Annotated in this window: 9 protein-coding genes; 1 reads left to right on the top strand and 8 read right to left on the bottom strand. The window is 72.1% G+C overall.

The window, feature by feature from the left end:
* Positions 1–21 precede the first annotated feature (21 nt).
* The 8 genes from hpnH to HC362_RS05020 form a co-directional block, all read right to left on the bottom strand.
* Positions 22–1044 (bottom strand): adenosyl-hopene transferase HpnH, encoded by a 1023-nt coding sequence (gene hpnH, locus HC362_RS04985; protein WP_243082600.1) that lies wholly within the window; start codon positions 1042–1044, stop codon positions 22–24.
* A 7-nt stretch (positions 1045–1051) separates the two neighbouring features.
* A complete protein-coding gene (locus tag HC362_RS04990; RefSeq protein ID WP_243082602.1) occupies positions 1052–1720 on the bottom strand; it encodes a 1-hydroxy-2-methyl-2-butenyl 4-diphosphate reductase in 669 nt (222 codons plus the stop codon).
* Positions 1720–3720: a squalene--hopene cyclase gene (shc, locus tag HC362_RS04995; RefSeq protein ID WP_243082603.1), complete on the bottom strand. Its 2001-nt coding sequence runs from the start codon at positions 3718–3720 to the stop codon at positions 1720–1722. The genes HC362_RS04990 and shc overlap by 1 nt, the downstream gene beginning before the upstream one ends.
* A gap of 52 nt (positions 3721–3772) precedes the next feature.
* Positions 3773–4963 (bottom strand): polyprenyl synthetase family protein, encoded by a 1191-nt coding sequence (locus HC362_RS05000; protein WP_243082604.1) that lies wholly within the window; start codon positions 4961–4963, stop codon positions 3773–3775.
* Positions 4950–6407 (bottom strand): hydroxysqualene dehydroxylase HpnE, encoded by a 1458-nt coding sequence (hpnE, locus tag HC362_RS05005; protein ID WP_243082606.1) that lies wholly within the window; start codon positions 6405–6407, stop codon positions 4950–4952. Before hpnE ends, HC362_RS05000 begins: the two co-directional genes overlap by 14 nt.
* 114 nt (positions 6408–6521) lie before the next feature.
* A complete protein-coding gene (gene hpnD / locus HC362_RS05010) occupies positions 6522–7430 on the bottom strand; it encodes a presqualene diphosphate synthase HpnD (protein WP_243088363.1) in 909 nt (302 codons plus the stop codon).
* A gap of 83 nt (positions 7431–7513) precedes the next feature.
* Entirely contained in the window at positions 7514–8437 is a 924-nt protein-coding gene (hpnC, locus tag HC362_RS05015; RefSeq protein WP_243082608.1) for a squalene synthase HpnC, read from the bottom strand.
* Between the two features lie 305 nt (positions 8438–8742).
* The gene (locus tag HC362_RS05020; RefSeq protein ID WP_243082610.1) at positions 8743–9495 is read right to left on the bottom strand and encodes a TetR/AcrR family transcriptional regulator; all 753 of its coding nucleotides are present in this window, start codon (positions 9493–9495) and stop codon (positions 8743–8745) included.
* Positions 9496–9567: 72 nt separating this feature from the next.
* On the opposite strand from HC362_RS05020, the gene HC362_RS05025 reads away from it, so the two are divergent.
* Positions 9568–11805 (top strand): MMPL family transporter, encoded by a 2238-nt coding sequence (locus HC362_RS05025; RefSeq protein WP_243082612.1) that lies wholly within the window; start codon positions 9568–9570, stop codon positions 11803–11805.
* Positions 11806–11815: the final 10 nt, after the last annotated feature.

Raw genomic sequence — 11815 nt, forward strand, 5'->3', positions numbered from 1 at the left:
CTCCGGCGAATCGGTCCGATCTCAGTGGGATGTACGGCCCGCGGTCTCCCGGGCGGCGCGCAGGGACTCCTTGAGAGAGCCCATGGTGGCCAGCACGGCGGTCGGCTCATAGCCGCAGTGCGCCATGCAGTTGGCGCAGCGCGGGTCCTTGCCGCGGCCGTACTTGTCCCAGTCGGTCTCCTCCACCAGCTCCCGGTAGGTGGGCACATAGCCGTCGCTCATCAGATAGCAGGGGCGCTGCCAGCCGAAGAGCGAGTAGTTGGGGATGGCCCAGGCGGTGCAGTCGAAGTCGGCCTTGCCCTCCAGGAAGTCCAGGAAGAGCGGGCTGTGGTTGAGCCGCCAGCGCTCCCGGTTGCCGCCGGAGAACGCCTTCTTGAACAGCTCCCTGGTCTGCTCGACGCCGAGGAAGTGCTCCTGGTCGGGCGCTTTCTCGTAGGCGTAGGCGGGCGAGACCATCATCTCGTCGACCTTCAGTTCGTCGTTGAGGTAGTTGAGGACCTCGATGACGGTCTGCGGGGTGTCGGTGTTGAAGAAGGTGGAGTTGGTGGTGACGCGGAAACCGCGGCGCTTCGCCTCCTTCATCGCGGCCACCGCCTCGTCGAACACGCCCTCCTTGGCCACGGATTCATCGTGCCGCTCCCGGAGCCCGTCGATGTGCACGGCGAACGCGAAATAAGGGGAAGGCGTGAACTCGTCCATCTTCTTGCGCAGCAGCATCGCATTGGTGCAGAGAAATACATATTTGCGCCGGGCCACGAGTTGTCGCACGATTTCCCCGATCTGCGGGTGCATCAGCGGCTCACCGCCCGCGATGGAGACCATGGGAGCACCCGACTCCAGAACGGCCCCCACCGCCTGGGCAACCGGCATCCGCTGCTTGAGCACTCCGGCGGGATGCTGGATCTTTCCACAGCCCTCGCATTTGAGATTGCAGGCGAAGAGCGGTTCGAGCTCCACGATGAGCGGGAACTTCTCCCGCTTGCGGAGCTTCTGCTGAAAGAGATACGTCCCGATACGGAGCGTCTGGCGGAGCGGCATGGCCATTTCTGGCTCACCTCCAGGGGAGCAGCAGGGATCGGTGCCATTCAAGGAATGCGGGCAGGACACCGCGAAGGACGCGGAATGCCGATATTCCACCCCGCAGTGTCCCGATGCGGATCAGTTCATGGCCCGGAGCGTCCACCACCACCCGTACGGCCGCAACCGGACGCCTGGCCGTGCCCGCTGCGGCGGCGTCCAGGGTGGCGGCGGACTCCATGTCGGCGGCGATGGCTCCGGCGTCGTACAGGGCGGCTCTGGCCTGGCCCCGTACCACGTGGTCGGTGCCCGCCAGGGTGCCGATGTGGACGGTGCCGTACCGGGCCAGCGCGGTGGCCAGGAGTTCGGTTCCGGTGCAGGGCGTGTGCCCGCGCGGGTCCCGGGTCTCGGAGGCCACCACCAGGTCGCCCGGCCGCATGCCGGGCCGCAGGCCCGCGCAGAAGCCGGTGGCCAGCACGGCGGTGCCGCCGGGCACGGGCTCCTGGGCGAGGGCCCGGTGGGTGGCGCGTCGCGCGGCCTGGGCGCCCATACCGCTGCGGAGCAGCCGCACGTTCTCCGGGGCCGTTCCCCCGTTCGGGTCGTGGCGGCCCGGGCTGCGCCCCAGCCCGCGGCGCAGCGCGAGGTGCTCGATACCGAGCGCACACGTCAGCAGCAGCGGGTGCGGGGCTGCCGGGCTCTCCATCAGGCGTCCCGCCGCACGGCCCGCTCCAGGCCGTCGCCGTGCAGATAGCGGCCCAGCGCCGTGAGCGGGAAGACCATCCGGTAGAGGTGGTAGTTGATGGAGAAGTCCCAGGGGAATCCGGTGCCGGTGAAGTACGGCTCGTCCCAGTAGCCGTCCTCGCGCTGGGTCTCGGCCAGCCAGCCGATGCCGCGTTCGACGGCCTTGCTGTCCTTCTCCCCCGCCGCCAGCAGCGCCATCAGCGCCCATCCGGTCTGCGAGGCGGTGGAGGCGCCGCTCGCGACCCATTCGGAGTCGATGTAGGAGCGCAGGTCCTCGCCCCAGCCGCCGTCGTCGTTCTGGACCCTCTCCAGCCAGGTCACGGCGCGCCGGATGGCGGGGTGGGAGGCGGGCAGCCCGGCGGCCACGAGTGCCGGGACGACGGACCCTGTGCCGTAGAGATAGTTGACGCCCCAGCGGCCGAACCAGGAGCCGTCGGCCTCCTGTTCGGCCAGCAGCCAGGAGACGGCCTTGCGGGTGCGCGGGTCGTGCTGCTTGCCCTCGGCCGCCAGCATCTCCACCACGTGCGCCGTCACATCGGCCGACGGCGGGTCGATGACCTCGCCGAAGTCGCAGAACGGCAGCCGGTTGGGGAACTTGCTGGTGTTGTCGACGTCGAAGGCGCCCCACGCACCGTTGCCGGACTGCATTCCGAGGTTCCAGCGCACGGCCCGGCCGATGGCCCGCTCGACCCGCTCGCGGTCGGGGTGGTGGATGCGGCGCAGCGCCAGGGCGACCTCGGCGGTGTCGTCGATGTCCGGGTAGTTGTCGTTGTGGAACTCGAACGCCCAGCCGCCCGGAACCAGCTCGGGGCGCCGGACGGACCAGTCGCCGGGCCGTACCACCTGCTCCCCCAGCATCCAGTCGGCGGCCTTGACGAGCGCCGGGTGGTCCGGCGGCAGCCCGGCGTCGGCCAGCGCGATGGAGGCCAGGCAGGTGTCCCAGACCGGGGACTGGCAGGCCTCGATCATCCTGGTGTGCTCGTCGGGCCAGACCGCGAAGCGGTCCAGGGACTCCAGTCCGGCCCGCATCACGGGGTGGTCGAGGTCGTAGCCGAGCAGCCGCAGCGCGATCAGCGAGTAGACGGCGGGCGGCTGGATGCCGCCCCAGCAGCCGTCGTTCTCCTGCCGTTCGATGATCCAGCGCGAGGCCTCCTTCAGCGCCGCGCGGCGCAGCCTGCGGGAGGCCACCCTGCGGTAGGCGTGCAGGGCCTTGTCGATGCGCTGGAAGGCGCCGTCCCAGCTGGTCACGGGTGCCATCGGGGTGCGCGGCAGCGGGTTGGCCGGGTCGCGGTGCAGCTCGTCCAGCCGGAAGGGCGCGGGGTGTACGGGGCGGAAGGCGGAGACGACGGTCAGCGGCACGATGGTCTGCCGGGCCCAGCAGCCGAAGTCGTAGATGTTGAGCGGCACCCAGGTGGGGAAGTAGATGATCTCCGGGGGGAGTTCGGGCAGGTCCTCCCAGCGCCACCAGCCGAACAGGGCGAGCCAGATCCGGGTGAAGACGCGGGCGCGGGCCACGCCCCCGTGTTCCCGCACCCACTGCGCGGCGCGTGCCATATGGGGTGCCTCGGGATCGTCGCCCGCGAGTTTGAGAGCGACGTATCCCTCGACGGTGGCGGACAGGTCGCCCGGGCCGCCGTGGAAGGTCGCCCAGGCGCCGTCCTCGCGCTGCCGGGAGCGGATGAACCGGGCCGCCGCGGCGCAGATCTTCTCGTCGCGGATGCCGAGGAACTCGCGCAGCAGCAGATCCTCGGCGTCCATGGTGATGTTGGTTTCCAGGTCGCCCTTCCACCAGCCGGCCTCGTCCTGGCGGGCGAGCAGGTGGTCGACGGCGCGGGCCGCGGTCCGCTCCGCCAGCGCCGTGATGTCGCCTGTGCCCATGGGCGCGGTGGCGGAGGTTTCGCGCTCTTTGTGCTTCGTTCCGGAGACGCCGGGTCCAGCGGGTCCGTCCGTCGTGGCCGTCATCCCTTCTCCTTCCGAAGTGTCCGATTGCTCGGAGCCGCGAGTGGGGGCCTGCTCACCCCCGCCGTACGACGACGAAGTCGGCGAGCGCGGCGAACTGGTCGCGCACCCGGCCCGGCATCCGGACCGAGTCGAGGGCCGCGAGGGCCGTGGTGTGCTGGCGCTGGGCCTCCTGGGAGGTCCACTCGCGGCCGCCTGCCTCCTCGATCAGCGCGGCCCGCTCGGCGAACTCCGCCTCGTGGAAGTCCTCGAACTCCGCCTGGCTCTTCTTCGCGTCCTGAGTCATCAGCTTCGCCAGCCGCGCCGCGGCGGGGCCGTCCGCGCCGAGTGCGGCGGCGACGGGGAGCGACTTCTTGCGCTGCCGCAGATCGCTCCAGGTCTGCTTGCCGGTGGCCTGCGGGTCGCCCCAGATGCCCAGCAGGTCGTCGACGGCCTGGAAGGCGAGGCCCAGGTGGTGTCCATAGGCCTCCAGCGCGTCAGCGGTGCGGTCGTCGGCACCGCCCAGCACCGCGCCGATGGAGGCGGCGCAGGCCAGCAGCGCACCGGTCTTGTTCCCCTCCATCTCCAGGCACTCCTGAACCGTCACCAGGTCGCGGTGCTCGTAGGAGATGTCCTGGGCCTGGCCGTCGATGAGCTTACGGGTCGCCAGGGTGAGCCGCCGGGTGGCGCGCCCGGCCTCCACCGTGCCCAGCTCCAGCAGTATCTCCCCGGCGAGTGCGAACAGCGCGTCTCCCACCAGGATGGCCTGTGCGGGGCCGTGCACCTTCCAGACGGTGTCGCGGTGGCGGCGCTGCTCGTCGCCGTCCATCAGGTCGTCGTGCAGCAGCGAGAAGTTGTGCACCAGTTCCACCGCGACAGCGCCGGGGATGCCCGTCTCCGGCGCGCTGCCGGTCACCTCGGCCGACAGCAGCGCGAGCGCGGGCCGTACCGCCTTGCCGCCCGCGGCGTCCGAGGGGCGGCCCTCGGCGTCGATCCAGCCGAAGTGGTAGGCGGCGACGGTGTCCATGGGCGGGGCGAGCCGCTCGACTGCCGCGCGCAGCACGGGGGTGGAGAGCGTGCGTCCGCGCTCCAGCAGCGCGCTGACGTCCCTGCGGCCGGCCTCCTCGCCCTTCACGCCCTCGTCGTCCTCGTTCACGAGTTGTCGGTTCGGCGGGGTCACAGGGTCTCCTCTGTGCGGTGCTGTCGTGCTGGCTGTACTGGCCGGGGTCTCGGTTGTGACCGGGCTCTTGGCGTCAGTGGTGCTCATGGGCCCTTCCTTCGATGCCGGGGACCGGTTCCGACCCGTACGGACGCCCCAGTGCGACGAGGGCTTCGCGCGCCGCGGCCGCGCCGCTGCGGACAGCGCTCTCCATCGTCGCGGGCCAGCCCGTCGCGGTCCATGCGCCCGCCAGGTAGACGCCGGGCGCCAGGGTGCGGGCACCGGGCCGCAGCCGACCGACTCCGGGCGCCGGCTCGAAGGTGGCGGTGCGTTCCCTGGTGACGAAGAAGTCCCGCACCCCGGCCCCCCTGGCTGCGGGCAACAGCCGCTCCAACTCGGTCAGATACCGCTCGCGGAGGGCTGCGACGGGCAGGTCGATCTCGTCGTGCGCGACCGACTGGGAGAGCGCCAGATATTGTCCGCCGCCGGTGAGCCCGGAGGCGTCGGTGCGGTCGAAGACCCACTGGACGGGGGTGCCCAGCGCGGCGAAGAAGGGTCTGCGCAGGACCTTGCGGTCGTAGATCACATGGACGTTGAGGATGGGCGCCGTGCCGATGTCCAGCAGCCGGCCCGGGTCGGCAAGGGCGCCCGGGGGCAGCAGCCGGTGTGCCTCGCGCTGCGGGACGGCGAGCACGATGGTGTCCGCCGTCAATTCCTCGGCGCCGCTGCCGCCCTGATCCGCCGTCACCCGCCAGCCGCCGGACTCGCCGGGCTGGACGGCGCGCGCCCGGGTACGCAGCAGGACGCGCACCCCGGCCTTCTCCAGGGCCGTCCGCGCCAGCACGTCGTGGATGTCGCCGAGCGGGACGTGTGCCCAGCCGATGTCGGCGGCGCCGGGCTCGGAGAGCAGACCGGTCTTGAACACCATCGCGGCCAGCCCCATGGAGGCCTGCGGCGCGCGGGCGTTGAGGGTGGCGGTGCCCACCAGGTCCCACAGCGCCTCGACGGCGCGGGGCGACTGGCCGTGCCGGTGCAGCCAGGTGCCGAAGTCGATGGCGTCCAGCGCCGGGTCGGCCGGGTCGAGCCCCTTGAGCGCGAGCGCCGCGCGGGCCACGGCACCGCGCTCGGCGAGCGAGAGGTGCGGGTAGCCGGCCAGGCTCGCGGCCAGGTGCAGCGGGACGGGCAGCGCGGTGCGCCGCAGCCGGCCGAGCCGGGGCCGACCGCCGCCGACGTCGAGGACGGGCACGTCCAGTCTCTCCTGCAGCGGGGCGAGCCCGGCTGCGCCCACTCTTTCGAGAAACCACCGGTAGGCGGTGCAGCAGCGCAGATAGACGTGCTGGCCGTTGTCGACGTTCAGCGGCCCGGCGGCGGAGTCCCGCCGGAAGGAGAAGGCGAGCCCGCCCAGCCGGGGCCGGGTCTCCACCAGGGTGGTCTCCAGGCCCGCCTCGGCCAGCCGGAGCGCCGCTGTCGTCCCGGCGAGGCCGCCGCCGAGGACCACGGCACGCCGTGCGGCGCCGGGCCGTTCACCGGGCCGCACATCGTCCGCCTTCATGGACGCTCCTCCCCTGAGTCCGGTGCGTGGGTGTGGTCCGCGCACGCTGGGACGCCCCACCGCTGTGGCGGGTTGCCCGGTGCCCCGTCGGGCGCGGCGTGGGCGGCAGTGGCATCAGGCGCTCCGCCGCGACGTCTGGCGGGACACCAGCCGCGCGTCGAAGCCCGACAGTCCGCGCACCGCCACATACGCCTTCTCGTGTCCCGGCAGCGAGACGCGGCCGCGCAGCACCGCAGCGGGGTCCGCAGCGATGCGGTCCAGCAGCCGGTGGTAGATCCCCGCCATGGCCGCGACGCAGGCGCCCGAGCGCCGGTCGAGCATCGGCAGCAGCCGGTAGCCCTCGGCGAACAGCGCACGTGCCCGCCGCACCTCGAAGTGGACGAGCCCGGTGAAGTCGGCGCCTGGCGGCACCGTGTCGGTGGTGAAACCCGCGGCACAGCCAAATTTCTCGAGATCCTCCGAGGGCAAATACGTTCTTCCGCCCTCCGCGTCTTCCCGGACGTCGCGGAGAATATTTGTCAGCTGGAGCGCGAGCCCCAAGGTGTCGGCGTACTCGGAGGCGCGGGAGGTCTCGCGCGCGCCCGGCACGGTGCCGAAGACGCCGAGGGAGAGCCGTCCGATGGCGCCGGCCACGCAGCGGCAGTACGCCTTCAGGTCGTCCCACGTCTCGTAGCTGGCGCCGCGGACGTCCATCTGCACGCCGTCGATGAGTTCGTCGAGCGCGTCGAGCGGGATCGGAAAGCGGCCGGCCGCGTGGCTGAGCGCCACCGCGACCGGGTCGGTGTCGTCGTGGGAGATCTCCCGTTGTTTGATCCTGGCCAGCAGCGCCCTGGTCTCCTCCAGCCGGCTGCGTTTGGCCTCCTGGGGGAGGTCGCCGTCGCCGATGTCGTCCACGCGTCTGGAGAACGCGTACAGCGCGGACATGGCCTGCCGCTTGGCAACGGGCAGCAGCCGGATGCCGTAGGCGAAGTTGCGGGCCTGCGCCCCGGTGACGGCCTCGCAGTAGCGGTAGGCGGCGGTCACCTGCGCGGGGAGCTGCTGGGCCGGCCTGGTGGCCTGGGCCCGTGCCGTTCTGGCGGCCTTCTCGGTCTTCCCCACCGCTTCGCTCACCCCTTCCCTCGCAGGCTCGCCCAGGTCTCGCGCAGCACCCCGGCGGTGCCGGCCCGGGGGACCTGGCCCAGTACGTCGTACCGCGCGGCGCGCAGGGCTGCGGCGGCTGCCCTGCCGCCGCCGGTGAATCCGGCGAGCAGCAGCCGGAGCCTGCCGTGCACGCTGCGCGCCAGCGGCACGCCCTCGTCCAGCAGGGCCAGCGCGCGTTCGGTCTCGTACGCGATCAGGGCGCGCACCGAAGCGTTCGCGGTCGGCGACGCCAGATCGGCCTCGCTCACGCGGAACCGTGCCATGTCCTCGGCCGGCAGGTAGATCCGGTCACGGGCGAGGTCCTCGGCGACGTCCTGGAGGTGTTCGATGATTTGCAGCCCGGTGCAGACCGCGTCCGAGCGGTGTACCCGCTCCGGGGTCGTGGTGCCGGTGATGGCGAGGACGAGGCGGCCCACCGGGTTGGCCGACAGCTCGCAGTAGGCCAGCAGTTCGGCGTAGGTGGCGTAGCGGCGCACCTTCTGGTCCTGCCGGTTGGCCTCGATCAGGGCGAGGAACGGCTCGGGGGTCAGGCCCCGGCGCCGGACGGTGGGCACCAGGGCGCGCAGCAGCGGGTGGCCGGGTCCCGGCGGGGGCGTGCCGCCCGGTGCGGCGTCCTCGAACACCCGGTGGACATCGGCCTCGAAGGCGTCCAGCATGGCGAGCGGGTCGTCGGTCTGGTCGGGTGCCAGGCCGAGCGAGGAGGCGTGCGCGGGTCCCGAGGCCCCCAGGTCCCCGTCGCCGATGTCGTCGACGAGGCGGGCGAATCCGTAGACGGCCATCAGGTCGTCCCGCCACGCGCGGGGCAGGAAGCGGGGGGCCACCGGGAAGTTCTCCGCCTTGGCCTTGGAGAGCACCGCGCTCGCGTGCGCGTCCTCCTCCGCGGTCACCACGTGCTGCCCATGGCCATTGCCGTCACATCTCCGTTTCTACACCGCTGCGCCAGAAGATCCTATTTCGGACACGCCGCACGCGCTGGCCTGCGAAAGCGGCCGGCGGCACAGGCCGACCGGGCCCTGTTCGCCCGACTTACCGCGAATCAGCACCGAAACAGCTTACGCCGTACATCAACCCCGTGTGCGAGGGGTCACGGTGCCGGGCCACGGCAATTTTCCGGCCCCTCCGGCACCCTGACGCTTCCGGCCGGCAGCCTGTGGCGCGGGCGCCGACCGGCCGGTTCGGCGAGCGCGAGCGGGGCTCATGCCACGCCCAGCCCCGCGACCACGTCGTGGAGCACCCGTTCGATGGCGAGGTCCGCCTGCTCCTCGCTGAGGGCGTCCAGCGGCCCGTCGAGAAAGAGCATCGCCGCGCCGTGGACCATGGCCCAGGCGCTCAGCTCGGCTCCGGGCCGCCGTTCGGGGGCGATCAGACCGACGGCGGCCGCCTCGTCCAGGGTCTCGATCAGCAATTCGAACGAGCGCGTCTCCCAGCCGGGGCCCCGCTCACCGCTCTCGGGGTCCTCGTCGACGAGGGCGCCTTCCTCGGTCATTCCGATGCCGCCGAGGACCTTGCGGCAGAAGGCCGTGCGGAAGAGGCCGGGCTCCTGTCTGGCGAAGCGGATGTAGCCGCGGCCGAGTGCGAACATCCGCTGCCGGGTCGCCTCCCGCCCCTGGCCGTGCACCTCGCGGCCGTCGGCCTCCATACAGGCGACCAGGCGCTGCTGGCCGTAGTCCTTGACGGCGCCGAGCAGATCGCTGTGACCTGCGAAGTGCCGGTAGGCGGCGGTGGCCGAGACGCCGACCTTGCGCGCCGCGGCGCGCAGTACGACGGCGTCCGGGCCGCCTTCGGCTGCCAGTTCGATGGCGGCCTGGATCAGCGCGTTGCGCAGGTCTCCGTGGTGGTAGCGGCCCTTGCCGTGGCTGCGTGCCGCTCTGACCGTCGCTGGGGTGTTCGCCTTCGCCTGCATGTCTCCATCCTGCCCGATGTTGACGCCGATAACATTGCCCGCCATGATGCATGTTGACGCCGTGAACATCCAGCGGCGTCCTCTTGCCCGTCACTAGCGCTTCCGGGGGACCCCAACGTGCTGGACCGCATAGCGAATCTGACCTACCGCCGAGCACGAGGGGTGCTCGTGCTCTCCCTGCTGGCGGTGGTGGCCCTGGCCGCCGTCGGCTTCGGCGCCTTCGGCAAACTCCAGGGCGGCGGGTTCGACGACCCCGACTCGCCCTCCTCGCGCGCCGCAGCGCAGATCGACGAGAAGTTCCACGGCGAGCCCAACCTCGTCCTCCTCGTCCGCGCCGAGAACGGCGACCTCGACGCCCCGGCCGTCGAACAGGCCGGCCAGAAGCTCACCCGCGGCCTGCGCGAGGAGCCCGGCGTGACGCAGGTGACCTCCTACTGGGCACCCGGCGGCTCGGCCCTGACCTCACGCGACGGCTCGCAGGCCCTGGTGCTCGCCCATATGGACCAGAACGACACCGAACGCGTCACCGAGGTGACCGACAAATGGACCGGCGACAGGGGCGCCGTCTCGGTGCGCGCCGGAGGCGGAGCCGCGCTCAACGAACAGGTCAACGAGCAGGTCTCCGAGGACCTCGCCGTGGCCGAGGCGATCGCCGTCCCCGTGACGCTGCTCCTGCTCATCGTCGCCTTCGGCAGCGTCGTCGCCGCGCTGCTGCCGCTGGCCATCGGACTGGTGGCGATCCTGGGCACCTTCGCGGAGCTGTATCTGCTCGGCAGCATCACGGACGTCTCCGTCTTCGCCGTCAACCTCACCACCGCGCTCGGCCTCGGCCTGGGCATCGACTACGGGCTGCTGCTCGTCAGCCGCTTCCGCGAGCGGCTCGGCGCCGGTGACGACACGGAACAGGCACTGCGTACGACCGTGCGCACCGCGGGCCGCACCGTGCTCTTCTCCGCCTCCACAGTCGTCGCCGCGCTCGCCGCACTGCTGCTCTTCCCGCCGTTCTTCCTGCGCTCCTTCGCCTACGCGGGCATCGGAGTGGTGGCCATCGCGGCGCTCGCTGCCCTGCTGATCGTGCCCGCGCTGCTGGCCGTGCTCGGGCACCGCGTCAACAAGGGACGGCTGCCGTGGGCGGACGCGGTGCGCAAGCCGGAGGCCCCGCTGTGGGGCCGGCTGGCCCGCACGGTGATGCGGCGTCCCGCGCTGACCGCGCTCCCGGTGCTGGCCGTGCTGCTGGTCGCCGCGAGTCCGCTGCTGGGCGCCACGTTCGGTACCCCCGACGCGCGGGTGCTCCCCGAGAGCGCCGAGAGCCGCCAGGTCTCCACCGCGCTCCAGCACGACTTCGCGGGCAACGACGCGGCCGCCGTCTCGATCGTCACCGAGGGCCGAGCCGGTGACCGGTCCGTGAGCCGGTACGCCGAGCGGATCTCCCGGCTGGAGGGCGTCACCCGTGTCCAGGCCGCGACCGGCACCTACGCCGAGGGGCGCTCCGTACGCGGCCCCGGTCCCACGAGTGCCGCGTTCGAGCGGGACGGCACGCACCGGCTGACGGTCACCTCACACCTCACCCCGGCCTCCGGCAAGGCACAGGACCTCGTACGGGAGATCCGCGACCTGCCGGGCCCCGGCGGCACCAAGACGCTGGTCGGCGGGCAGGACGCGGAGCTGATCGACTCCAAGGCGGCCGTCGCCGACAAGCTGCCCGCCGCCGTCGCCTGGGTCGTCGGCTCCACGTTCGTCCTGCTCTTCCTCTTCACCGGCAGTGTGACGCAGCCGCTGCGCGCCCTGGTGCTCAACGCCATCAGCCTCACCGCCTCCATCGGCGCCATGGTGTGGATCTTCCAGGAGGGGCACCTGGCCTCGCTGCTGGGCTTCACCGCGATGCCGATGGACACCTCGATGACGGTGCTGATGTTCTGCATCGTCTTCGGCCTCTCCATGGACTACGAGGTCTTCGTGACCAGCCGGATCAAGGAGCTGCACGAGGCCGGGGCCGACAACCGCGAGGCGGTGACCGGCGGGCTCTCGCGCACCGGACGGATCGTGACCATGGCGGCGGGGCTGCTGGCCGTCAGCTTCTTCGCCTTCGCCACCAGCCAGGTCTCCTTCATCCAGATGTTCGGCCTGGGCAGCGGCCTGGCCATCCTCATCGACGCGGTGGCGGTACGCGGGGTGCTGGTGCCGGCCGCGATGCGGCTGCTGGGCCGTACGGCCTGGTACGCACCGGCACCGCTGCGGCGGCTGCACGCGAAGGCGGGGCTCACCGAGGCGGCGCCCGACGACACGGAACCCGGCCACACGGAGCCGGGCGACGAGGCGCGCGGCGACCGCGAGCCGGCCCGCACCGGGGTCTGACCAGGATCTG

It is taken from the genome of Streptomyces sp. 891-h, from assembly GCF_022760275.1.
GTDB classification, from domain to species: domain Bacteria; phylum Actinomycetota; class Actinomycetes; order Streptomycetales; family Streptomycetaceae; genus Streptomyces; species Streptomyces spirodelae.

What these genes read in the sequence shown, in the direction of transcription:
- hpnE (WP_243082606.1), bottom strand. Translation starts at nt 6,407, where the DNA reads ATGAAGGCGGACGATGTGCGGCCCGGTGAACGGCCCGGCGCCGCACGG.
- hpnH (WP_243082600.1), bottom strand. Translation starts at nt 1,044, where the DNA reads ATGGCCATGCCGCTCCGCCAGACGCTCCGTATCGGGACGTATCTCTTT.
- shc (WP_243082603.1), bottom strand. Translation starts at nt 3,720, where the DNA reads ATGACGGCCACGACGGACGGACCCGCTGGACCCGGCGTCTCCGGAACG.
- HC362_RS04990 (WP_243082602.1), bottom strand. Translation starts at nt 1,720, where the DNA reads ATGGAGAGCCCGGCAGCCCCGCACCCGCTGCTGCTGACGTGTGCGCTC.
- HC362_RS05000 (WP_243082604.1), bottom strand. Translation starts at nt 4,963, where the DNA reads ATGAGCACCACTGACGCCAAGAGCCCGGTCACAACCGAGACCCCGGCC.
- HC362_RS05020 (WP_243082610.1), bottom strand. Translation starts at nt 9,495, where the DNA reads ATGGCGGGCAATGTTATCGGCGTCAACATCGGGCAGGATGGAGACATG.